Annotated in this window: 24 protein-coding genes; 5 read left to right on the forward strand and 19 right to left on the reverse strand. The window is 39.5% G+C overall.

Annotation, left to right across the window (positions count from 1 at the left end; genetic code table 11):
* Window positions 1–65: 65 nt before the first annotated feature.
* The 3 genes from AC1PJP_RS08805 (at window position 66) to AC1PJP_RS08815 (ending at window position 3,663) form a co-directional block, all read left to right on the forward strand.
* Complete coding sequence (locus AC1PJP_RS08805) at window positions 66–533, forward strand: MarR family winged helix-turn-helix transcriptional regulator (RefSeq protein ID WP_009392094.1); 468 nt, start codon at window positions 66–68, stop codon at window positions 531–533.
* Between the two features lie 415 nt (window positions 534–948).
* Complete coding sequence (locus AC1PJP_RS08810; protein WP_479766824.1) at window positions 949–2,298, forward strand: spinster family MFS transporter; 1,350 nt, start codon at window positions 949–951, stop codon at window positions 2,296–2,298.
* 108 nt (window positions 2,299–2,406) lie between these two features.
* A complete protein-coding gene (locus AC1PJP_RS08815) occupies window positions 2,407–3,663 on the forward strand; it encodes an OprD family outer membrane porin (protein WP_479766825.1) in 1,257 nt (418 codons plus the stop codon).
* 35 nt (window positions 3,664–3,698) lie between these two features.
* Here AC1PJP_RS08815 and AC1PJP_RS08820 read toward each other — a convergent pair whose 3' ends face one another.
* Genes AC1PJP_RS08820 through AC1PJP_RS08835 form a run of 4 tightly spaced genes read right to left on the reverse strand, consistent with a single transcriptional unit; the run spans window position 3,699 to window position 7,536 of the window.
* Window positions 3,699–4,442 (reverse strand): SDR family oxidoreductase, encoded by a 744-nt coding sequence (locus AC1PJP_RS08820; protein WP_479766826.1) that lies wholly within the window; start codon window positions 4,440–4,442, stop codon window positions 3,699–3,701.
* A gap of 15 nt (window positions 4,443–4,457) precedes the next feature.
* Entirely contained in the window at window positions 4,458–5,156 is a 699-nt protein-coding gene (locus AC1PJP_RS08825; RefSeq protein ID WP_479766827.1) for a histidine phosphatase family protein, read from the reverse strand.
* Window positions 5,153–6,274, reverse strand: a complete 1,122-nt coding sequence (locus tag AC1PJP_RS08830) for a phosphotransferase family protein (protein WP_479766828.1) — start codon at window positions 6,272–6,274, stop codon at window positions 5,153–5,155. Before AC1PJP_RS08830 ends, AC1PJP_RS08825 begins: the two co-directional genes overlap by 4 nt.
* Before the next feature lie 17 nt (window positions 6,275–6,291).
* Window positions 6,292–7,536, reverse strand: coding sequence for an acyl-CoA dehydrogenase family protein (locus tag AC1PJP_RS08835; RefSeq protein ID WP_479766829.1), 1,245 nt, complete (start codon window positions 7,534–7,536; stop codon window positions 6,292–6,294).
* Window positions 7,537–7,624: 88 nt separating this feature from the next.
* Between AC1PJP_RS08835 and AC1PJP_RS08840 the strand changes: the two genes are divergently transcribed.
* Together AC1PJP_RS08840 and pcaU are read left to right on the forward strand one after the other, a co-directional pair.
* Window positions 7,625–8,545 (forward strand): LysR family transcriptional regulator, encoded by a 921-nt coding sequence (locus AC1PJP_RS08840; RefSeq protein WP_479766830.1) that lies wholly within the window; start codon window positions 7,625–7,627, stop codon window positions 8,543–8,545.
* A 42-nt stretch (window positions 8,546–8,587) separates the two neighbouring features.
* Window positions 8,588–9,400, forward strand: coding sequence for an IclR family transcriptional regulator PcaU (gene pcaU / locus AC1PJP_RS08845; protein ID WP_019458809.1), 813 nt, complete (start codon window positions 8,588–8,590; stop codon window positions 9,398–9,400).
* A 95-nt stretch (window positions 9,401–9,495) separates the two neighbouring features.
* Here pcaU and AC1PJP_RS08850 read toward each other — a convergent pair whose 3' ends face one another.
* The 15 genes from AC1PJP_RS08850 to AC1PJP_RS08920 form a co-directional block, all read right to left on the reverse strand.
* Window positions 9,496–10,362: an MBL fold metallo-hydrolase gene (locus AC1PJP_RS08850; RefSeq protein WP_151828232.1), complete on the reverse strand. Its 867-nt coding sequence runs from the start codon at window positions 10,360–10,362 to the stop codon at window positions 9,496–9,498.
* Window positions 10,363–10,366: 4 nt separating this feature from the next.
* A complete protein-coding gene (locus tag AC1PJP_RS08855) occupies window positions 10,367–10,780 on the reverse strand; it encodes a DUF6691 family protein (protein ID WP_034591164.1) in 414 nt (137 codons plus the stop codon).
* 4 nt (window positions 10,781–10,784) lie between these two features.
* A complete protein-coding gene (locus AC1PJP_RS08860; protein WP_044100149.1) occupies window positions 10,785–11,198 on the reverse strand; it encodes a YeeE/YedE family protein in 414 nt (137 codons plus the stop codon).
* A 135-nt stretch (window positions 11,199–11,333) separates the two neighbouring features.
* Window positions 11,334–11,792, reverse strand: coding sequence for a DUF6438 domain-containing protein (locus AC1PJP_RS08865; protein WP_081399304.1), 459 nt, complete (start codon window positions 11,790–11,792; stop codon window positions 11,334–11,336).
* 650 nt (window positions 11,793–12,442) lie between these two features.
* Window positions 12,443–14,872, reverse strand: a complete 2,430-nt coding sequence (locus tag AC1PJP_RS08870; protein WP_479766831.1) for a glucose/quinate/shikimate family membrane-bound PQQ-dependent dehydrogenase — start codon at window positions 14,870–14,872, stop codon at window positions 12,443–12,445.
* An 81-nt stretch (window positions 14,873–14,953) separates the two neighbouring features.
* A complete protein-coding gene (locus AC1PJP_RS08875) occupies window positions 14,954–16,273 on the reverse strand; it encodes a carbohydrate porin (protein ID WP_479766832.1) in 1,320 nt (439 codons plus the stop codon).
* Window positions 16,274–16,342: 69 nt separating this feature from the next.
* Window positions 16,343–17,797, reverse strand: coding sequence for a right-handed parallel beta-helix repeat-containing protein (locus tag AC1PJP_RS08880; RefSeq protein WP_479766833.1), 1,455 nt, complete (start codon window positions 17,795–17,797; stop codon window positions 16,343–16,345).
* Window positions 17,798–17,816: 19 nt separating this feature from the next.
* Window positions 17,817–18,644: a type I 3-dehydroquinate dehydratase gene (gene aroD / locus AC1PJP_RS08885; protein ID WP_416685993.1), complete on the reverse strand. Its 828-nt coding sequence runs from the start codon at window positions 18,642–18,644 to the stop codon at window positions 17,817–17,819.
* Window positions 18,645–18,719: 75 nt separating this feature from the next.
* Window positions 18,720–19,349, reverse strand: coding sequence for a protocatechuate 3,4-dioxygenase subunit alpha (pcaG, locus tag AC1PJP_RS08890; RefSeq protein WP_416717958.1), 630 nt, complete (start codon window positions 19,347–19,349; stop codon window positions 18,720–18,722).
* A gap of 14 nt (window positions 19,350–19,363) precedes the next feature.
* Window positions 19,364–20,089: a protocatechuate 3,4-dioxygenase subunit beta gene (gene pcaH / locus AC1PJP_RS08895; RefSeq protein ID WP_016137964.1), complete on the reverse strand. Its 726-nt coding sequence runs from the start codon at window positions 20,087–20,089 to the stop codon at window positions 19,364–19,366.
* A gap of 10 nt (window positions 20,090–20,099) precedes the next feature.
* A complete protein-coding gene (gene pcaC / locus AC1PJP_RS08900; protein ID WP_005306044.1) occupies window positions 20,100–20,513 on the reverse strand; it encodes a 4-carboxymuconolactone decarboxylase in 414 nt (137 codons plus the stop codon).
* Window positions 20,514–20,528: 15 nt separating this feature from the next.
* On the reverse strand, window positions 20,529–21,884 hold the full coding sequence (gene pcaK / locus AC1PJP_RS08905) for a 4-hydroxybenzoate transporter PcaK (protein ID WP_004792024.1): 1,356 nt from the start codon (window positions 21,882–21,884) through the stop codon (window positions 20,529–20,531).
* 42 nt (window positions 21,885–21,926) lie between these two features.
* Window positions 21,927–22,712 (reverse strand): 3-oxoadipate enol-lactonase, encoded by a 786-nt coding sequence (gene pcaD / locus AC1PJP_RS08910; RefSeq protein WP_005306050.1) that lies wholly within the window; start codon window positions 22,710–22,712, stop codon window positions 21,927–21,929.
* Window positions 22,709–24,067: a 3-carboxy-cis,cis-muconate cycloisomerase gene (gene pcaB, locus AC1PJP_RS08915; protein WP_479766834.1), complete on the reverse strand. Its 1,359-nt coding sequence runs from the start codon at window positions 24,065–24,067 to the stop codon at window positions 22,709–22,711. The genes pcaD and pcaB overlap by 4 nt, the downstream gene beginning before the upstream one ends.
* A 2-nt stretch (window positions 24,068–24,069) precedes the next feature.
* The coding region (locus AC1PJP_RS08920) for an acetyl-CoA C-acyltransferase (RefSeq protein WP_479766835.1) at window positions 24,070–24,838 on the reverse strand (769 nt) is incomplete at its 5' end.

Raw genomic sequence — 24,838 nt, forward strand, 5'->3', positions numbered from 1 at the left:
AAGGAAATATCCAAAATTTTGTTTATAATAGGATTACCCTTTTTTCACTAAGTTATTGCTTAGCTATGCTTGATCATTTAGAACAATTTCTTCCTAATAAAGAACCGTCGAGTATTCAAAACTTCCCTTTTTTTTGGGTTTCCCAAGTTAACGGAAAATATTCACAACTCATTGAAAAATCAATAAAAAAACTAGGTATTGATAATACACGCCGTAAAATCATTTTAAGTACTAATGCTTTGGGTGAAGCCAGTATCACCGATATCGCTAATCTTTCTACCTTAAAGTTAACTACGGCAACAAAAGCTGTATATCGCTTAGTAGAAGATGGAATTGTTGAGGTCTACTCTTCTACCACCGATGAACGCATCTCAATGGTGAAATTAACGGCCAAAGGTGTTGAGCTGGTTGAACAGATTAATCAAATTAGTGTGGTTACCTTAGCAGGCATTCTAAATGCTTTTTCAGAAGATGAGCTTCACAATTTAAATCACCAGTTAAAAAAATTATTTGACCTCATGCCATCAAGTTAATTATTTGACTTGTTATCGGGTTCGATACACTCAAGAGCAGCATGAAACAGTTCTTCTTTTCTCGCTGCTCTTTATCAAAATAAGTTTCAATCTTAAAAAATAAATAAAAATCAGTTTCTTAATTCAACAAATTATTACTATCTATTTACTTAACATACTTTTTAGGTATTCTAACATACTCAATAAGTAATGGAATTTTACATATAAAAAGAAAATAATAATTCCATGATCTTTAAAAACCCATTAACTCCTAATTGGGTTTAGACGCCCTCTTCCGGTCTATACGAGACCAAATTACTCATTTCTAGCCTATTTATTATTCTTATCTAAAAGGGGGAAATATCGAAAACTTCAGAGGAATAATAAAAGTTAGATATCAATTTCTTTAAGCGTTTTATACATAAGGATTAAGTGTATGAACCAAAGTAATATCGCTGTTGAAAGGACCCAGAAGAAAAGCAATGCCTATGCATGGTATGTGGTCATACTTTGTATGTTGGCATATATATTTTCGTTTATTGATCGCCAAATTCTGGCACTGATGATTGAACCCATCAAAGCAGATCTCCAACTTTCAGATACCCAATTTAGTTTGTTACATGGACTGGCCTTCTCACTGTTTTACGCCGTTATGGGTTTACCCCTAGCCTACATTGCCGATCGTTTTTCACGACCAAAACTGATTTCAATCGGGATTATTGTTTGGAGTCTAGCAACGGCAACTTGTGGTTTAAGTAAAAACTTTATTCAACTATTCTTGAGCCGCATGGCGGTCGGTGTGGGAGAAGCTGCGTTATCTCCAGCTGCTTATTCAATGTTTAGCGACATGTTTAGTAAGGACAAACTAGGCCGCGCGGTCGGGATTTATTCAATTGGCGCTTTTTTAGGTGGTGGTATCGCCTTTTTAGTTGGCGGTTATGTCATTAACTTGCTTAAAGGCGTGACACTCATTGAAGTTCCACTATTAGGCGCACTTAAAGCATGGCAAATTGCCTTTTTTGTAGTAGGTTTACCCGGCATCATTATTGGTCTGCTATTTATTCTGACCGTTAAAGACCCTGCACGTAAAGGCCAACAGCTCAATCAAAATGGACAAGTTGACCAAATCAAATTTTCACAATGTCTTCAGTTTATTAAAAAGCATTCGAAAACATTTGCATGTCACTATTTAGGTTTTACCTTTTATGCAATGGCACTCTATAGTCTAACTAGCTGGACACCTGCATTTTATATTCGTAAGTTTCAACTCGCACCGACTGAGACAGGCTATATGCTCGGTACGATTCTGTTAGTCGCAAATACATTAGGCGTATTTTGTGCAGGTTGGCTAAATGATTGGTTTATTAAAAAAGGTCGTCAAGATGCTCCGATGTTCACTGGTGTGATTGGAATTGTTGGCCTAATTATTCCCATTGCATTTTTTACCCAAACAGATCAACTCTGGCTTTCAGTAAGCTTACTGATTCCTGCAATGTTTTTCGCATCTTTCCCTCTAGTAATTTCGGCAACTGCTTTGCAAATGTTAGCCCCAAACCAATTTAGAGCACGCCTTTCTGCCCTTTTCCTTTTAGTGAGTAACTTAATTGGGCTCGGCATTGGTACAACATTGGTGGCCATTATCACAGATAAAGTTTTTGGTAGTCCGTTAATGGTGGGTTCTTCTTTATCTATTGTCGGTGGTCTGTCGTGTGTACTGGCTCTAATACTGCTTTTTAAAGGCTGCAAATTCTTTAGTGAAAGTATGAAGCTTGAAAAATTAAATTAATAGGTCTCACCAATTGCAAAATGTACTCTCTAACTAAACGCTTAGAGAGTACCGAAATATTCAAAATTACGTAGTGCCGAGGACTGGCATACATCTGGGAAATGGATTATGGAATTATTTCACCGTTTTAAACCACGCACTTTAGGTGTTGCCACTTTATTACTGATGTGCAGCAACTCATGGGCCGCAAATCCAAGTCAGCAAACTGAAGATGAATGGAAATTCACTTTAAAAAATGCCTATATCAATCGTGATTTTGATAATGATGCCTTAAAAGATACCGGCAGTTGGTCTCAGGCAGCGTCATTATTTTATAAATCGAAAATGCATGACACTCCGTTAGTCATAGCAGACAAGCCAATCACAATTGGGGCCGATGCATCGGTTCAATACGCCGTGCGCTTGAGTTCAGACAAACATGTCGCTGACACAGTTTTGCCTTTTAATAAAGAAACGCAATCTCAGGCTTCAGACTATTTAAAATACGGTGCCACTTTAAAATTAGGTTATAACAAAACACTTTTAAGTGTCGGTGAACTCTGGCTCGATTTACCTGTAACGGCAGTCGATGCTAGTCGTCAGTTACTCACTTCGTATTGGGGAACCAACTTAAAGTCACAACTTTCAGATCAACTGTACGCTGAAATTGGTCGGGTTGAAAAAGTGTCGCCAAGAAATGAAGAAGACTTTAAAAAGTTTTCTTTCACATCAAATGGGGTTACTAAAGAATCTGATGGTTTGAACTACATTGACCTGCGCTATCAATTCACGCCGTCTTTAAAGGGCGAATATTATTTTGGCAATTTGGAAGATCTGTATAACAAGCATTATGTTGGGCTTGAACATACGTGGAAACAGCCAACTTTTGCCCTCACCTCTAAGTTTAAATACTTCAATGCAAAAGATGATGGCAATACTTTTGATATTGATGCGCAAAACATTGGATTACTTGAAACCGTTAAGGTAAAAAACCATACCTTTGGTTTGGGTTACCAACAGATTATTGGTGAATCAGCTTACCCGCTACCAGATGGCTTCTTACCAGAGACGTATTTCATTAACTGGAATGCCACAGGTTTCTTTAAAGAAGATGAAAAGTCTTACCATGTCATGTATGGCTACGACTTTAAAGATTATGTACCCGGTTTAAATGCGATGGTGAAATATGTTTACGGACATGACTTTAAAGCAGCCAATGGTGAGAAAAACCATGAAACTGAGTCGAATGTGATTTTAAACTACGCATTTCAGCAGCCGTTCTTAAAAGGTGTTGCCCTGCAATACATTCGGATTGACTACAACGTTAAACATGGCAATGACTTTGGCGAAGACCGTTTATTCGTCAATTACACTAAAAAGTTTTAATTAAAAAATACCCCCTAAATTTAGGGGGTATTTTTTTATCCTAGTTTATTGACCAATCTTAAAGGTAAAACCTTCATGGCAATACTCATTGGTAACCATGGCCACTGCGGCACATAAGCCTTTACAGGTTGTTTTTCGATAGCTTTAACCAAAGCTTTACATCCTGTTTTGGCATCTACCTCAAAAGGTAGATGTTTAGCACCTTCATTCATTTCAGTGCGAATGTAGCCTGGGAAAATTGTTGAGACTTTAATTGGTGTATCTAATAATTCAGCACGAATACCTTCAGCCAAGTGAGCAACAGCAGCTTTACTGGCCGCATAGGTCGATAAATGTTTTGGTAATCCGCGCATCGCACTCATGGATGACATCACCACCAAATGACCAGCGCTTTGCTCTCTAAAAATTTCTGTTGCTGCCTCACACTGCGCTAAAGCAGAAATAAAGTTTGTTTCAGCTGTAGCTCTGTTAATTTCAAAATTACCTTTACCAATACGACGGCCATTTCCGACTCCCGCATTTACAATAATTCGGTCTAAATAGCCAAATTCTTGTTTAAAGGCGCGAAATACTTCAAAAACTTGATCGTAATTGGTGACATCCAGACTTTTTGCAATGACTTTTATACCGTACTCATTTTCAAGTTCAGTTTTTAAAGTTTCCAATCTGTCTAAACGGCGTGCACAAATCGCTAAGTTATAGCCTTTGGCAGCAAATTCATGCGCCATACCTGCGCCCAATCCAGAACTTGCACCTGTAATTAAAATTGTCTTCGCCATGCTTTTATCCTTATTTTAAATCCATGTCAGTAAATCTGGACGCTCAGCTTTTATAAAATGATGTTCATTTAAACTTAAAACCTGAGCTTCATTTCCAACCAAACGCAAAGTCGTGAGGCTTGTATTCGCAATTGCCCAATTCAAAGCAAAAGTTCGATTGGGGCTCAGTTCAAGCAATTTTCCAATGGCTACAGAAATCACACCACCAGAGGTAAAAACGACTGCATAACGAGGCTTGGTTTTTGCTAAATCATCACAAAGTTGCTGCAATGCTGTTTCGACTCTTTCTTTAAAGTGTGGCCAAGACTCATCATATTCATGATGAAAATCGCCATCGGTCCATCGCCCAATGGCACCTTCAAATATTTTGGCAAGATACGCACGTGGGTTTTGTTCTTGTGCTACGTCAGCTTTTAGCAGTTCAGGCTGTTCAAAACGCGGCTCATAGCGTGCAAAAACTTGTTGGTGGTTAAACTCATTCCATAAATTATTATGATGAATCAGCGCATCTGGAAAGCATTCATTTAGTGCGAGCTTTGTAGTTTGCTCATGGCGCTGCATAGTTCCTGCAACCACATAAGGTTGTTCTTTCAATATTTGCTTAAAATAACGACCTAACAAAGTCGCCTGAGCCTCGCCATTTTCAGACAGCTCATCATAGTTACTTTTACCAAACGATGCCTGTCCATGTCTTACCAGATAAATTGTGGTCATCTTCTTAAAATACCCTGTATTTTCTGTAGAGATTGCTGAGCAAATTCAGATTCTTGCAATTTTTGCTGTGCTATAAGTTTTAAAGCTCTGATATGTAGTGCATGAATCACTATCCAGAAATCTTTAAATGCAGGATTTCGGGTTTGTTTATGGTAATAACGGTAATAGATTTGCTGGGCAATTACTGCTAAACGGAATACACCAAACACTTCATAAAAAGCCCAATTTTGAGGCTCCAATCCTGTTTTTTGCAAATAATAGTCCACGACTTCTTTACGAGAGAACATTCCCTTTAAGTGAGTAGGCTGACGGCGTGTTGATCTAAAAATCATATTATCCGTAGGCTCAACCCAATAGGCCAAAGCACTGCCCAAGTCCATTAATGGATCACCCAAGGTCGCCATTTCCCAATCGAGCACGCCAATCACTTCAGTTGGATGCTGTGGATCTAAAATCACATTATCAAAACGCCAATCATTGTGAATAATGCAAGTCTTAGAGTCTTGAGGAATATTATCGTTTAGCCATTTTCGAACATATTTAAATGAAGGAACGTTGATTGTACGGACTTTTTCATAGCGCTTATCCCAACCCTCAACTTGTCTACGACAATAGCCAGTACCTTTGCCAAGTTCAGCTAAAGGTGTGTTCTCATAAGGAACTTGATGCAGCTCAATCAGCTTATCAATAACATTTACACAAAGCTCATGAACATTTTCTTCATTAAAGCCAAGCTCAGGTGGCAATTTTGCACGAGGAATAATGCCTTCAATGCGTTCCATGACATAAAAATCACAGCCAATGACCGATTCATCCTGACAAAGTGCCACCATTTTAGGAAGCACCGGATAATAAGGCGCAAGATTTTTTTGCACCATATATTCACGGGCCATATCGTGGGCCGACTTCGCTTTTGTTCCTTTTGGAGGACGGCGCAAAATTAAATCGGTATTTTCATACTTTAAACGATAAGTCCAATTCGACGCCCCACCTGTATATTGAGTAACGACTGCTGGGCCAACCAACTCAACACCTTGGTTTTTTAACCAGTTTTCAACTGCCCCAATATTAAGCTCTTCACCTTCACGTACTTCACCGCCTACATCAATTACCGACATATTCACTTCCTTTAAACTTATACTTTCTTATGACGACCGAAATAACCACGTTTGGCCAACTCTAATTTGGCAATCATGCCTTTATGTACTTCATCCGGACCATCAGCTAAACGTAAACTGCGTGCTTGGGCAAAGAAACCCGTTAATGGCGTATCTCTTGAAACACCTGCACCGCCATGTAGCTGAATTGCCATATCGACTACTTTTTCTAAAACGCTCGGAGCGACTACTTTAATTGCAGATATTTCTGTTAAAGCAGCCATATTTCCTAAAGTATCCATTTTATAAGCAGCATACAAGGTTAAAAGTCTGGCTTGATCTATGGCTACCCGTGCATCGGCTACACGTTCAAGGTTTCCACCGAGTTTTAAAATTTCTTTACCAAACGCTGTTCTAGACATGCCTCTATCAATCATCAGTTCTAGAGCTTTTTCTGCAGCTCCAATACAGCGCATGCAATGGTGAATACGCCCTGGACCTAAACGACCTTGTGCAATTTCAAAACCTTGACCCGCTCCACCAATAAAGTTTTCAATAGGTACTCGAACATTATTAAAATGAACCTCACCATGTCCATGTGGTGCATCGTAGTCACCAAACACAGGTAACATCCGTTGAATTTCGACACCAGCTGTGTCAATCGGTACTAAAACCATAGAGTGTTGATGATGGCGGTCTTTGGTTTCATCTGGTGTATGTGCCATAAAAATAATGACTTTAGCATTTGGGTCACCTAAGCCAGACGACCACCACTTTTTGCCATTTAAAACAATTTCATTACCATCAATGAGTGCAGTCGCTTGCATATTGGTTGCATCGCTTGAAGCAACATCGGGTTCAGTCATACAAAAAACCGAACGAATTTTTCCGTTCAATAAAGGCTGTAACCATTGTTGTTTTTGCTGTTCACTGCCATAGCGCCATAACAATTCCATATTTCCTGTATCTGGTGCATTACAGTTAAAAATGGTTGGTGCCAATAAACTACGGCCAGTTAATTCAGCTATGTGCGCATATTCTTGAACAGTTAACCCTGCACCCAACTTTTCATCAGGTAAAAACATATTCCAAAGACCAGCTTGTTTAGCTTTAGATTTCAGAGTTTCTAAAAGCTCGGGCCACTGCCACTTTTTCCAGTTTCCATCTGGATTTAATTCATGAACTTCTTCCCAAAATTTTGCTTCGACAGGTTCTATTTCTTCTAAAATAAATTTTCTTGTTCGCTCAGTAAAATCCTGAGCTTTCTTGGAGAGTTCAAACATTCTTTTTCCTTTACATCATTATCTGGTCTTTACATCAACATAACTTGAAACTTAATATGAATGAAATGATTTTATTAAATAACACCTCATGAATAATATTCATAACTTGTATGGCCTAGACTTAAGTTTTTTCCACCGAATTGATATCAATTTATATCCGCTCTTTATCGCAATTTATGAGCAAAAAAGTATTTCAAATGCGGCAAGCAGTCTCAATATTACGCAGTCAGCAGCAAGTCATGCTTTGCAGCGTTTACGTCAGCAACTTGAAGATGATGTATTTATACGTGTAGGCAATAAAATGTCTGCAACGCCTTTTGCAGAACAAATTTATCCAACTGTTAAGCAAGCACTTTTAACGATTCAAAATATTAGCCAACAGAAACATGTCTTTGATCCAACCAGTTTAAAAAGCTTAAAAATCGCCGTTCATGATGAGATTGAACCGATTATTCTTCCAAGGCTTGCTCAACATTTTCAAAATCTTAATTTAGATTTGCAGTTTGTCAGTATGAAGCTAGATCGAAAACATATTATGACGGACTTGGCGACGCAGCAGCTCGATTTCGTGATTGACCTAGAACAATATTTATCTCCAAAAATTACCTTTGATCATTTGGTAACAGATGAGTTCGTCATTTGCAGCCAACTTAAAGAAGTCGATTTATCTCGTTATATTAATGGACGACACATTGGTGTTTCATCACGCCGTACGGGTGCCTTACTTGAAGATATTTATTTAAACCAACATCAAAAAATTTCAAGAAATGTATTTATGCGCTGTCAAAACTACTCAACGGCATTACAAGTTCTGGCAGCTCAAGCCAACGCAATCCTGACCATGCCTCGTATGATTTTGCAGCATTTATCTTATAGTCCTGAAATTTGCTTACATTCTATGCCTTTTCAGATAACCAATATTAAAATGGGTATGTTTTGGCACGAAGATTTAAGGGATAATTTAAGACATCAATTTTTGCGACATGAAATTATTAAACTTTTTCAGTAAAGCAAATTGATCTACTAAGCTTCTATCGTACAAGGACCAGTAATGAGTAAAGATGAACGGATAATCCAGAATCAGGACAACAAAAAAACGATTCGTCATGAAGATTACATTGCTGGCATCGGTAAAGGCATGGCGATTTTAGATAGCTTTAGTAGTAATCAACACCGTTTAAATATTTCCATGGCGGCCGAAAAAACCGGACTTACCCGAGCAGCAGCAAGACGTCATTTATTAACTTTAGAATATTTAGGCTATCTTGAGTCAGATGGTCACTATTATTATTTAACCCCGAAAGTTCTTAAATTTTCAGGAGCTTATTTAGGTGCAGCTCAACTTCCAAAAGTATCTCAGCCTTTATTAAATCTGTTAACTAACCAAACTTCACTTATTTATTCAGTGATGGTGCTTGATGGTTATGAAGCGATTACTATTGCCCGTAGTGCCGCCCACCAACAAACTGACCGCGTAAACCCATACGGCTTACATTTGGGTAACCGCTTACCTGCACATGCGACATCGGCGGGTAAAATTTTACTGGCACATTTAAGCCAAGAAGAACAATTGGACTGGCTTCAAAAATACCCTCTTCAGCGTCTAACTAAATATACGCATGTCGAAAATGATAAATTTTTAGAGTTACTAAAAGAGATTCGAGAGCAAGATTGGTGTTATTCACGTGAAGAACACGAATTAGGCGTTCATGCGCTCGCCGTACCCATTTATGGACAAGACTTTAAAGTGGTTGCAGCTTTAAATATTGTTTCTCCAACTATGAAAACAACTGAAGAATATTTAATTCAACACATTTTGCCTTTATTGCAAGAGACTTCGCGGGATTTAAGGCAAGTTCTTTAAATCTTACTTAGGCTATTCCATAAGGTGTCAATTTTATAATTAGCTTAGGCTATTCGAACACGTAAACGATCGAAATGAATCTGCTTAGGCTATTTCTAAAAGTAATTGAATGGAATTTTCAAATAACGGATGCCATTCGATTCTGGTTCTGGAAAGTTTCCACCGTTCATATTAATTTGAATTGAAGGCAGAATTAATTTTGGCATTGCCAAAGTAGCATCTCTTTCTTGGCGCATTCTTATAAATGAGTCTTTGGAAACGCGTCGGTTTAAATGAATATTGCTTTGCTTTTGAGTTTTAATATCTGTTTGACAGACATATTCATCGCGGCCTTCGGGCTTATAGTCATGGCATAAAAACATGCGCATGTTGTCAGGAAGTGTATAAAGCTTTTGTACCGAATCATAAAGTGCAGCAGCACTTCCCTTAGGAAAGTCGCATCTGGCCGAACCATAATCAGGCATAAATAAAGTATCACCTACAAAAACAGCATCGGCAATCACATAACTTAAGCAAGCAGGTGTATGCCCTGGTGTAGGAATGTTATAGGCTTCTATATCCCCTATTTTGAAATGTTCATGATCTTCGAATAAATAGTCAAAAGGTTGATTTTCATTGAATTTATTAAAATCAAAATTATAGATAGCTGAAAATGTTTCTTGTACGATTGAGATTTTTTGACTAATCGCAATTGTACCGCCCAATTTAGATTTTAAATATTGGGCAGCAGTCATATGGTCGGCGTGGACGTGGGTTTCTAAAATCCATTGCACTTCAAAGTTTTGAGCCAAGACATAATCGACAATCAGATCAGCATTAGTTGTTTTTGTAGTCGCCGAAGCTGCATCGTAGTCAAGCACACTATCAATAATAACGCATTGACGAGTCGCTAAATCCGTAACAACATAGCTAAAAGTATTGGTGTTTTCATCAAAAAAATCTTTTACTAGAGGTTGTTGCATAGATTTAATTTCCTTTATTTAAGACTCGGTAAATAAACATTCCTAATAACATTGCCACAATAAAATAGAGCGCTTCAAAATGTCCTAATCCAATAAGTGTTAAAGCGGGTGCTGGACATATACCTGCTATTCCCCAGCCTATACCGAAAATAAAAGCACCAACAATTAACCTTTGGTCAATCTGTGTATTCATTGGTAATTGAATTTTCTCATTAAAAAGCGTTTTAGGACTTCTTATAGCCTTTTGAAATGGAATAAATGCCACAGCAATCGCACCTAACATCACAAACATTAAGCTGATATCCCACTGCCCAAAGATATCTAAAAAACCTAATACCTTTTCTGGATTAGACATGCCCGAAATCATTAAGCCTAATGAAAACAAACCACCAAATATAAAAGCAAAAATGTTTTTCATAGGATTACCCCAATACATGACGAATGATATAAACGGTTAACATGCCAGCAAACATAAAAACTGCTGTCGCTATCATCGAGCGTTTTGATAGCCTGCTCATACCACAAATGCCATGGCCGCTTGTACATCCAGAGCCTAGTCGTGTTCCAAAACCAACAAGTAAACCTGCTAAAATAAGTGCAAATGTATTGGCTTTAATTTCAATTTCAGGCTGATAAAAATAGCCATATATGAAAGGTGTAATCACAAGTCCTGCAATGAACCAGAATGCAGAACTTTTAAAAGTATCTTTAGTAGGATTAATGACTTGAGCAAGCAATCCACTAATTCCTGCTATACGACCATTTATATATAAATATCCAACTGTTGCGATGCCGAGTAATAAACCACCAAAAAAGGCATAGACAATATTTGACATATAACCACTCTTAACAATATATGTTTTTATAATCTGTATTATACGCTGATTTTTTTAGAAATACTTAATATAAAACTTTTGAGTTTATAATTCTTCTTAACAAGAAAAAGCCCCAAAATTTTGGGGCTTTTGTCATTAAATTAGATCTTTAATGCCTAATTGTTCAGGCAGTTTTTCCATGACCTTATTCAATCTAGTATTTGCCGGGGAGATACAACCTGTGTAATGGCTTAATTTTGTTTCCGTGCCATTTGGTTGAATCCATGAAATGTAATAGCTAGACATGTCGGTTGCCGTTTGCTGACAACCAGCAGTTTTAGATTGTGTACCTGTTTCAGGACGATAAGCTTTTAGATCATCTGCAAGTTTTTTATAGTCTTTTACGCTACCTTGAATTTCTTTAACACCGATAGCTTTAGTGTATTGCTTGCCTTCAAAACGAATTAAACCTGTAGGCGTTACTTCTACAGAATAGATTGGACATGCGCCAAAGCATGGACTAGAAGCATAACGAATTGTCTCTTGTGTATTCGGTGCTTGCTGAACAGAAGCACAACCCATCAAAGCTAAACCAGATAAAGTTGCAAGAACCAAAAATCTCATCGTATCACCTATTATTATCAAGTGGCTTTAATTTATCAAATCATACACTTCTTGTCATTAAAGACTATTTTTTGTGATTGTTTTCATCAATTCATACAGCTTATTGCTTAGGCTATTTTTATAATAATTAGATGTTATGATCGAAAGAGCATAAAAAAAGGCCCATCTTGCGATGAGCCTTAAGCCAATAAAAGCTTAAATTCCTGAAATACAAATTATTACTGGGTAGTAATAATCTGCGATGACCATTCTAACGTAATGCTATAAATTATATAAATATAATATAAATATATATTTACGCTGGTTTTTCCAGCAAAAAAATCCGACTTTTAAGGACTAAAAAGACAATAATGTTTATTTCTAATTAAAATTCACAACCTTAAGTTAAACAAAACTTAATAAACAAATCAGTTTTATTTATAGGTAAAACATTGTGAAAAATATCTAATCATTCGGCCACATCTATGGTTCAAGTATTCTCAATCTTAAGAATATTTTAGGTTTTGCAATGAGTTAAAGCACTTTTTTACTATTTGGTAAATCTATCTAATTAAAACAATAGAATTTACCACAGTACTTTAATATAAAAAACATATTAAAATTAAAGGCAAAAGAGAATTGCTCTCTTTTGCCTTATTTAATTATTGTTCTAAGCTATAAGCGATTACATAATCACCATGATCAGGAGACTGACGAGCTCCGCCTGCCGTAACAACCACAAATTGTTTACCTGTTTTCGGTGAAACATAGCTTATTGGAGTTCCTTGGCTACCCACTGGCATGCGTGATTTCCACAGTTCCTTACCTGTAGATGAATCAAATGCACGTAAATAGTAGTCCTGTGTTGCTGCAAAGAAAACCAAGCCACCTTGAGTTGCCATCGGCCCGCCAATTGTTGGCATACCGATCGGTGCTTTTAAGCCCATTTTGATGCCCATAGGTCCAGTGTCTTCAACCGTACCCAGTGGTACTTGCCATGCGACTTGACGAGTTTTCATGTCAATTGCAGTCATAGTACCAAATGGTGGTTTCTGACAAGGAATACTTAAGGCAGACATAAAGCGGTTTTTATTCACTTTATATGGTGTACCTTTCATTGGTACAGCACCCATACCTGTATTTACTTTTTCACCGCCACTCGCCTGAATCTTAATATCTTCAGGTGTTTGTTCCATTAATTGAACCCATAAGCCAAGGCGCATATCGTTGACGAACATATAACGATGAGTCGGATCAAAAGCAATGCTACCCCAGTTCATGCCACCCAAAGAACCTGGGAAGCTTAATGAAACGTCAGTACCCGGTGCAGTAAATAGACCTTCGTAACGCATTGACTTGAAGTTAATACGGCACATGAGCTGATCAAACGGTGTTGCACCCCACATATCTGATTCAGTTAAAGTCTGATTACCAATTTGAGGCATTTCAACTGAACGTGGTTGAGTTGCACTATATTGCTCACCCGGAATATTGGCAGGCTTAACTGGCTGTTCAATTACTTTAGTCAGTGGTTTACCAGTTACACGGTCAAGCACAAAGAATTGACCTGATTTGGTTCCAATCACAACAGCAGGTTTAGTCGTACCATCTTTCAATGGGAAATCAACTAGACTTGGTTGCATTGGTAAATCGAAGTCCCATAAATCGTTATGAACAGTTTGATATACCCACTTTTCTTTACCTGTTGTCGCATCAAGTGCCAAAACAGAAGTATTGTATTTATGATCTAACGGATTACGGTTACCACCCCAAATGTCGACAGATGAGCTACCCATAGGTAAGAACACCGTATTCATTTGAGGGTCATATGACATTGCAGCCCAAGAGTTTGCCGAACTACGTTTATAAATTTCACCTGGTTTAAGAACATAGTTAGGATCTGGATTACGTGCGTCAAATGCCCAACGAAGTTTACCAGTAATGACGTCATAACCACGGATAACACCACCCGGCATATCTGCTGCTACGTTATCGGCAATACGGCTACCCACTACAATGGTTGTTCCAGCAATAGTCGGTGCAGAAGTCACTTCAAAACGTGGAGCTTTAGTTCCAGCTCCCAGACCTTCTAACAGATCAACTGTTCCATTTACACCAAAATCAGCACAGCGCTGACCGTTATCTGCATTCACTGCAATTAAACGACCATCAGGTGTATTGGTATATAAACGACGCGGACATGCTGTATTGGTTGCAACTGTGGTTACTGCATTTGCACCAGCCAAAGTTGGTTGTACAAGTGGCTTGGTCGAATCAAAGTATGCAACCCCACGGCAACGTTCCCAAGCATCAGCTTTTGAGTTCACTTCAGCTTTCCAGAGTTGTTTACCCGAGTCAGCATCTATCGCAAAAATGTTGTTATGTGGTGTACATAAAAAAACTTTGTTTCCAACTTGTAGTGGGGTCATTTGGTCTTCAGCACCATTACCACTACCTGTTGAAAAATCACCTGTTCTAAAACGCCAAGCTTCTTTTAATTTATGAACGTTATCTCGGTTAATTTGATCGAGAGCAACAAAGCGACTACCACCTGCATCATTTCCATAATTTTCCCAATTCACCTGTTTTTTAGCAGGGTCAACTGGTACTAAAGGTAGCTTTTCACCTGAACTTGCTACTGTTGGATGCGGTTGGAACATTTGATAAAACGCAATCAACATACCAACAACAACTACCCCACCCACTGCATAAGATGAAGATGCCAAGCTAGTTTGAAATTGGTAACGTCGAATTGAAGGCAAGGTAAATAACAGTGCGGCAAAAAGACCAGCAGGAAACATTAACCGCGAAAATAACGGCCAGAATTCCCATCCTGCATCAACAAATGACCAAATGACTGTGCCAACAAAAACAGCCGCAAAAATCCAGACACCAAGTGCCTTTTTACGAAAAATACTAAATGCAGAAATGGTAATTAACAGTCCTGCAACTAGGAAATACCAAGATCCACCTAATGAAACTAGCTTTCCACCGCCTACGATGTAAAAAACACCAGTAGCCAATAAAACTAGACCTAATAGAAAACACCATATTTTGAATAAGATATGAAACTTAGAATCTGACTCAGACATAGATCCTACTCCACATATACTGAACACAATAGTTCAAGCATTTGGGCCAGTTAAACTATGTCTAACCAGCCATCAACATTGTTAAAAATTGACTTTAACGCTTAAGCCCGCCACCCAAGCATCATCGACCGCTTTTACACCAGCAGGTTGATGGATATATTGAATGTTTGGACGTAACATAACGGCCGGAGACCATTGATAGGTATAATTCAATTCAACATTTAGCTCATCGTCTTGAATTGGAATATAGTCAGATGCAATCGCATCATAGCTATAATATCCACGGCTTTCGTTTGTTGCGATTTGCTTATCTTTAGCGCGATCATTGACCAAATAATTGGCAATACCAAAGCCAATCGAATCATTTGGACGGCTATCAAATGGCCCTTTATACCAAAGAGCAAGTTGTTGGGTACTTTGAACAAAAGTCGTTGCTTTATCATTTACAACGCCGTTAAAACTTACATATAAACCGCGTTTCGGATCTTGGCCGTTATTCGTCAGTTGTTGTTGTGCATTAATCCAGAAACTTTGTTTTCCATCATGAACCTTACCCGCAGTTTTAATATCATTCGCTTCTGCGGTTGAATACAGCGCACCTACTTTATATTCACCCGGTAAACCATTAAAAGTAGCAAGCTTTGGTTTCCATGCGAGTTCAACTGGTATGGTTGCACCCTTAACGTTGTTCATATCCAGATTAAAACCATCACTATTTGATTCAGTTTTAATGTTGTCTGGATTTACCTCATAAACACCGACACCCAAAGTCCACTCAGGTGCAAACTGATATTTAACGTTTGCAGCCCAGACACCAACTGGTGAGTTGTACCAAATTGAACCGATTGATTTTCCTAACTGTCCACCGCAAAGTAATAAGTTTTGAAACTCACATTGAGAACTATTAAAGTCTTCTGACATGCCCATTCGGCCAACTTTGGCCTGTATAGTATTATCAACAAAGCCTTTCTTTACCCATGCTTGAGACAGACGCCAGATTTTACCGCGACCATAAATCTCTTGAGCATTACCTAATTGGCTAGAACGAGGGTCTTTAATACGCTCCAAAGTAAGCGCATTTCCGTCACGTTTAGTCACGACTAGGTTCGCTGTTGTATCTTTCCACCCAGCAATCTTTTCTAAATCGAAGTTTGCACCTAAAGAAAGCTGCGCGGCATTTTCAAAAGTATTGCTGTCGTTGTAACCACCATCTAAATTTGTGGCACTTTGGCTCATAATAGAAGCCGTAAATTTATAGCCTTGTTGCTCTAGCTGTTGGCGCTCACCATTCCAGTCGCCTAGCAACCATTGACGGTCTTGTGACCAAGGCTCATTAGCAAGTGCAAATTGACTGCCTAATACTGCGATTGTTAACACACTCAGTTTCATTATATTTGGCATTTCAAGTCCCTTTTATCATTTCTATATTTCTATGCTGCGCCTCAGTTTGAGGCGCTTCCCTTATTGTTATTATTTAGTTTGTACGGCCGAACTAAGTTCAGACGTCGCGCCAAAACGATCCGTTACATTCGCTGTAATTGAAGCAACTTTGAGAGTTGGCTTCCAATTCGCTTTTGCATTGCCTTCGGCATCTGTAGCAACGGTAACCGCTCCTAAATATTGCTCAGCTTCTTTTGATGTCGCATTTTGATTTCCAAAGAACTCAACTTGATAGCGTTGGTTTGGTAAACCATTAATTTCTACAGCAACTGAACCTTTAGTAGCGGTTAACTTCGGCGCTTTAATGCCCTGATTCGGCTGAGCATTACAGTTTTGTTGATTTGGTTGAGTACATGTTTTTTGTTGCTTAGATGGATCAACAACTACACCGCCACCACGAGAACCGACAAAACCTTCATGCTCAAGTGCAGGTACACCAAATACAATTGCACCTAAACGCTGATTTGGTACACATGAACCACCAGCTTCACAGCGTTTAATATCTTTACCATTGTCCCAAATCAGGTTTTTAGTCAATGTAATTTTTGCATTTGCATCTTTTTCCGAACGAATAGCAACACCAATACGGTTACCATGCACTCTATTGCTATCAAGAATGTTGCCATCGCCTGTCATGTTGAAGCCAATCGAGTTATTGGTCATTTCGTTGTAAGCAATATAGTTACGCTTACCCCAGTTAATCTGTAAGCCATCCGAGTAGTTTTCGAATTTATTACCGACTACGGCATTGTCATTACCCCACAAAATTTCAATACCTTGTGATGGCTCTGGGTTCGCTTTCGTTGAAACAAAATGGTTATTTGCAATTAAGTTAAACGCAGCGCCACGGGTCAGTTCTAAACCATCACCATTGTCTTGGAAAATGTTGTCTAAAACTTTATTGTTATTGGTCGTGGTTGCAGTTGGGTTACCTTGCCCGTCATCACCAGTAAGCATGACACCAGCACCACCGTAATTATTACTAATACGGTTATGTTGAATAAGGTTATTGCTTGAACGGTTAACCAATACACCAATACAAAAACGATGAATGTCTAAACCTTTTAAAGTGACATTGTTGACGTCACGTAGTACCAATCCCGGTAAAGTCATGGTACGGACATTTGTTCCGTATTGTTCAGGGTTAGCACCAGGACAAGCTTTTGCACCTTCACCTTTAATGTAATTTGAACCATCAATTGCGATGTATTCACCAGTTTTGTCCCACTGGGTACCAATGATTTTGACAGGTGCTTTAATTTCAGGAAGTGCGCTATTTAATTTAATCGCATAAGGTGCTTTGCCTACCGCCTGAATCAAGATCTCGCTCGCTTCGCTTGAATTTGCATTGGCTTGTTCAATTGCCCAGCGTAAAGAACCTTTATTGCTATCATCCTGATAACGGTCAACAACATAAGTTTGTGCCGCAGTAATTCCTGAAACCATCAAACCTAATGCAAGAGTAGTTAAACGTAATGTATTCATTTCATCATATCCTTATGATTTATGGGTTTGTTGGTTGAACGGTTTTTAAAATCTGTTTGAGCTTAGTCACATCAATTTGCCCTGGTGCTGACGCCTCACCAATCATGCCAAAGCTATAACTTCCGCCCATGTTGGCAGTCGCAACACGAGAAATCGTACCAAGTTGTCCCATCGACATCGTTAACAATGGTTTAGTGGTTTGCTGACTTACTTTTAAAGTTGCGTTCATTAAAGTGAAAACGTCTTGTTTAGATTTTGGCATTACGGCAATTTTTAGAATATCTGCCCCCATTTGATCTTGTTTTAACAAGCGTTTTTCAATTTCATCTTGGCTTGGCGTTTTTTGGAAGTCGTGATTAGACATCACAATCAACACTTTCTTTTGATGTGCTTTTTGAACAATTTCTGAAACTACTTTTTGATCACGGAACATTTCAACATCTAACCAATCCATGAACGGATTTTTTAAATAAGCCTGATAAGTCTTACCATAATCAGCATCGCTAATTTCAAGCTGACCACCTTCGTTTTTAGTACGAATTGTGGCGATTAGTGGCTTATTACCTAGAATCTTTTTTAATTCATGCCCCAATGCAATCACTTGTTTTGTATCACTCGCAAAACTGAGTAAGTCGATACGGAACTCTGCCAAATCAGCATCTGCTGTATTTGCAATGACTTGAGCTTGCGCCAAAGCTTGTTCTTTAGTTTTTGCTGTAATTGGAACAATTGTTTTAACTGCCGTAGTCGCAGGTTGTGTTTGAGTAGCTAAAGCAACAGGTTCAGCATTCACCTGTGCTGTAAAAAATGGGAGTGCAAGCAAACTTAAGCTTAATAATGTTTTCATTTTCATCTCTTTCATACCGTCCTTTAAAAAGGCTACACGCATCCATGGACAATCATGTGTAGCCTTAGGTGTTTCTTAAATATCAAAAAATACTGTTTCGTTATCGCCTTGAATACGAATATCAAAGCGGTAAACAATTTCACCATTTTCTTCAAAACGTTTTGCAATAAGCGTTTGGCGACGCGGTGCCCACTCAATGCTATTTAAAATTGGGTCACTACCATTTGCTTCGGCTTCATCTTCAAAATAAACACGTGTATGAAGACCTAAGTTAATACCGCGAGCGAAAATAACTAATGCAATATGCGGTGCCTGAATTGAACCTTTACGGCCTGCTGTCGCGCCCGGCTTAATTGTATTAAAGCTCCAAACACCCGTTTCAAAGTCTGCACCTGTACGACCCCAACCTTGAAATGCAGGATCAGCTTTTTGCTCACGCGTATCTGCCTGACTTGGATAAATACCATTCGCATCGGCTTGCCAAATTTCGATCAGCACATCGCGTAGCGGTAAACCTAATCCGTCAAACACTTGGCCTTCAAGACGAATACGCTCGCCTTTAGTTTGGTCTTGTACTAACTGGTTATTAAAGTTGTTTTCAAATACTTCAATATTTGCTTGTTGTGGCAATAAACCAATGTGAACGTAAGGACCACCTGTTTGAGATGGAGTTTCTTTTAGTTCCTGAAAATTCCAGTTATTCATGCTCGTGCTCCCGATTAAGTCAAATCATTTTCGAAGTAAGTCGCTCGACGACCACGTAAAGTGATGTCAAAACGGTAACAACGGCTATCAGCTTCGATAAAGTTGTTTTTATCTTCTAGTGCAATCAATGCACGACGTTGATCTTCAGAAGGAATCGTTTTTAAAATCGGGCAAGTGTCAATGAGCGTATCGCCTTCAAAATAAAACTGCGAAATTAGGCGCTGAGCCCAACCATCAGCAATTAAAGAGAAGTGAATATGAGCTGGACGCCATTCATTAATACGGTTACGCCATGGGTACGGACCCGGTTTAATGGTACGGAAAATATAAAAACCGTTTTCATCAGTTAAGGTACGACCACAACCACCAAAGTTAGGGTCCATTGCACCAATAAACTTATCGTTTGGATGACGGTAACGACCAGAAGCATTGGCTTGCCATACTTCTAAAAGTGCATTTTTAACAGGACGACCAAACTGGTCACGGACATAACCATGAACAATGACACGCTCACCAATTGGTAAACCATCTTTGGCATAGTTCAAAATCAAATCGTTATCTTTTGGGCCAAACAAATTTGAAGAAAAATGCGGTGAAGTAACTTCAGTTAAAGTCTCATTAATAGAAATCAATGCATTTTTTGGCGAACGTAAAACACTTGTCTTATAACCTTCCGCATATGCAGGTGGATGGTCTTCTGTATTACGTTGGGCGTAAGCACCCCAGCTATGTTGTGACATCTTTATCTCCTTAATCCTGTTCTTTTGCTGCAACTGAGTTGACTTCTATTCCCAACTCTTTAAAGACTTCTTCGGCCATATGCATTGCAGCATTTGCAGCAGGTAAACCTGCATAGAGTGAGCTATGTAAGATCAACTCTTTTAAATCTTCTTTGGTTACGCCATTGTTGAAGCAAGCACGTAAATGCATGCGTAGTTCATCTTCACGGCCAAGCGCCAATAAAATTGCGATCGTCACTAAACTACGTGTATGACGCGGTAGGCCCGGACGAGACCACACCTCACCCCATGCGTAACGGCTAATAAAGTTTTGAAAATCTTGGTTAAAGTCATTTAAGTTTTGCAAAGACCGACCAACATGCTTTTCACCCAAAACTTCAGTCCGCACCTCAATGCCTTGTTTATAGCGTTGTTCATCATTCATTGTGATAGACCTCTATTAAGTTGCATCGGTATGCGCAACAAGTGATTTAACAAATACAGCAACAGCCGCAGCAGTCGCTGGAATTAGTAATAAACTGAGAATGGCAGTAAACGACCAATCATTACCAAGTAGTACGGCACCAATCCAAGCACCAAATACTGCGCCGAAACGTCCAATACCCGTCATCCAAGACACACCTGTTGCACGGCACTGCGTTGGATAAAAACGAGCACTTAAAGCTGGCATTGAAGATTGCGCACCATTAATCGCGATACCTGCGCAAAGAACCAATACAGCAAGTAATGTTGAGTTTCCTAAACTTTGACCAACAGCAATCGCAAATAGACCCGCAGCAAAGTAGAAAATGGCAATAACTCGGTTCGGGTTAAATTTATCCATCGCCCAACCGATGAACAATGCACTTACCACACCACCAAACTGGAACAATCCACCAATAAATGCAGCACGCTCCATTGAAGCACCTGTTTCACGCATGAGTGTTGGTAACCAGCTTGTAAGCAAGTAAACAACCACTAAGCCCATGAAATAGGTCAACCAAAGTAAAAGTGTTCCTTTTGCATATGGTTTAGAAAACATAATTCCAAACACATTTTTCTTTTGAGCTGTTTCAGTTTTCTCTTCAGGTACGTGAAATGCAGTCGCATTTTGAACTTGAGTTGGCGCGATATGATTTAAGATCTTGCGTACTTTTTCAGGGTTCTTACCTTTAACAATTAAAAAGCGGTAAGACTCAGGTAAGACAAAAATCACTAAAACCATTAAGATCAAAGGTGACCAGCCGCCAAGTAAAAATAGACTGTGCCAACCGTAGGTCGGGATAAGCCAACTACTAATAAAACCACCTGTTGCCATTCCTAGGTTGTAGCCACAGAACATGCATGTCACCAGCAGTGAACGAATGCGTGTTGGACAGTATTCAGAGAATAATGTGGTGGCATTTGGCATCGCTGCACCCAAACCAATACCTGTCAAAAAGCGTAAAACGACAAGACTATCTAAGTTGGTTGCATAAGCAGATGCTAAAGTAAAACCACCAAATACAAGCATCGAAAAAGCTAAAACGATTTTTCGACCAAAACGGTCAGCTGTTGGGCCAGAAACCAAAGCTCCAATAATCATTCCACCAAGTGCAGCACTCATCACTGGGCCTAACTGAGAGCGATCAACACCCCAGTCTTGAGCCAAAGCTGGAGCGATAAAACCCATTGCAGCAGTATCGATACCATCTGTAAAAATAATTAAGAAACAGATGATTGCAATCATCCATTGATACTTACTGAGTGGAGCATCATTAATTAATGCTTGAGCATCGATACTTTTATTTGGTGCAGCGTAATCCTGAGACGCCATATTTGCCTCCTTAAGGCCAATTCCTTTTAAACTACTAAGCTATTAGATTTGCTGAATAAACCTAGTCAATTCCTGTGTAAATCTTTGCGGTTGCTCGATATTAGAAAGATGAGATGCTTCCAATTTAGCAATTTGACTGTTCTTAATAGCATTCTGCATAAACTCAGCATCTGCTACTGTTGTCACTGGATCTGCCGTTCCTGCAATGAGCAATACTGGAACTTGGATTTGCGTAATTTCATCTCTTAAATCAGCATGTGCTAAAGCACGACACGCATTGGCATAACCTTGAGCTGGTGTGTTTGCCAGACTTTGAATCGTCGTTTGTGCAACCACATTATGTTGATAGTCGAATTTTTCGCTAAACCAACGTGTGTGCGTGGTTTTAACCAATTCAGCCAGTCCATTTTGTTCTACTGATTCTGCGCGACTCAACCACGCCTCAGCCTGTCCAATTTTTGCCGCCGAATTTGCGACAGTAATGCTTAGAAAGCGCTCTGGGTAATGGATAGCTAACCAAAGCCCTGTAATTCCGCCCATTGAAATGCCACAAAAATGAGCTTTTTCAATATTTAAGGCGTCTAAAATATCAGCAACATCTTCACCTAAATTTTGCAAAGAAGTTTCAGCAATCACATCACTTTCGCCATGACCACGTGTATCGTATGTAATGACATTAAAATGACTTTTAAGCTCATCTACTTGCGGCTGCCACATTCCATGATCTGTTCCTAACGAGTTAGATAACACAAGTGCTGGAGCATCTTTTAATCCGTCGGTATATACAGCGAGCTGTTTACCTTGTCGATTGGTTATAAGCTGTTTCACTTTATGTCTCCTCCTTGTGCTTCTTGCAGAACAGCATCAATTTGAGCTTGAATGTTGCCCAAATAGTTTTCTGCTTTAAATATTTCCAAAATTTCTGTTTGACTAAAATGTTCTTTTACTTCATCTAACTGACTAACAACCTCAGATAAATGCTGCTTTTGAGCCACGGCTATTTTACAAGCGGCTTCAACAACATGATGAGCATTTAAACGTCCAATTTTTGGAGCAAGCGCCATCATCACAGCTTCTGCCATAATCAGCCCGTTGGTACAGTCAAGGTTCTGCTGCATATGCTCAGCATTAACTTCGAAACCTTGTAAAACTTCACCAGTACGAGTTAATGCTCCAGCACAAAGCTGAAAAATTTCAGGGATTGCTAACCATTCAGCATGCCACGCACCTAAGCTACGCTCATGTTCCTGCACCATGCTTTGATAGATGCTAGACATAAGTGCTGGTACACGATTTGCTGCTGCAAGTACTGAAGCTGCTGCAACTGGATTCCGCTTATGCGGCATAGTTGATGAACCACCACGGCCCTTTGCAGTTGGTTCAAACAATTCGGCAATTTCAGTTTGCATCATTAGTGACCAATCACGTGCCATCTTGCCCGTATTCCCAACAATCATGCCAAGCACACTTGCGATTTCTACAATACGGTCGCGCTCACCATGCCATGTGCTTGTCGGTACAGTCAGATTCAGCTGCTGAGCAAATGCACTCACTACAAATGAACCTTGATCTTGCAAAGAAGCTAATGAACCTACAGCACCGCCTAACTGAGCAGTGAGTACACGTGATTTCATAGCTTGTATACGATCTAAATCACGCTTAAATGCAGAAGCCCAACGAGCGAGTTTATGCCCTAAAGTGATTGGCAAAGCTTGCTGTAACCATGTACGTCCAATCATGACTTGATGACGATATTGCTTAGCTTGTTGTAATGCAGTGCTGTAGCAGTGTTGAAGTTGTGCTTCCACAATATTTAACGCATCGCGGCATTGCAAAATGCAGGCTGTGTCTAAAATATCCTGACTCGTTGCACCCCAATGCACATAACGTGAAGCATCTTCATCTACATCTTTAACAATTGCCGTAAGCTGTTTTACAAATGGAATTGCGATATTTCCAGCTAAGCCTGTTGCTACAGCCAACGCTGGAAAATCAAACTTTTCTATTGCCTGCTCAGCTACTTGAGCAATGGTATTAGCCGCATTTTGAGGAATCACGCCAACTTTTGCCTGTGCTTGAGCTAACGCAACTTCAACCTGAATCATATATTTGATTAAAGATGAGTCACTAAAGATGTCCGTGACGTCTTTTTGATAAAACAAGCTGGCATATAACTGGCTCATGATTAGACTCTCTCAATAATCAATGCGATGCCTTGACCTACACCAATACACATTGAGCACAAAGCGTAGCGGCCACCTGTTTGCTCAAGCTGGTTTAAGGCTGTGGTCACTAGGCGTGCACCTGATGCACCAAGCGGATGACCCAAAGCAATCGCACCACCGTTTGGATTTACCTTGTCAGAATCGTCTGGTAAGCCTAAATCACGGGTCACGGCCAAAGCTTGTGCAGCAAAAGCTTCGTTAAGCTCAATCACATCCATCTGATCTAAAGTCAGGTTGGCTTGTTTAAGTAATTTTTTAATCGCTGGTGCCGGAGCAAAACCCATAATGCGCGGTTCTACACCCACTGCTGTTGAAGCAATGATCTTGGCACGTGGTTTTAAATTGTAAGCTTGAACTACCTCATCAGAAGCAATCAGCAATGCTGCTGCACCATCGTTAATACCTGAAGCATTCCCCGCAGTCACAGAACCATCTGCTTTTACAACAGGTTTAAGTTTGCTTAAAGCTTCAAGCGTGGTCGATGCACGTGGATGCTCATCGGTATCAATCACAACAGCATCGCCCTTACGCTGAGGGATTTCAACTGCCACGATTTCTTTATAAAAAAAGCCTTTGGCTTGCGCGCTTGCGGTGCGTTGTTGGCTCACCAAGGCAAACTGGTCCTGATCTGCACGATTAACGTTGAACTGTTCAGCGACGTTTTCGGCAGTCTGGGGCATGGTATCTACACCATACAATTCTTTAAGTTTAGGGTTAATAAAGCGCCAG

It is taken from the genome of Acinetobacter sp. V116_7, from assembly GCF_056735735.1.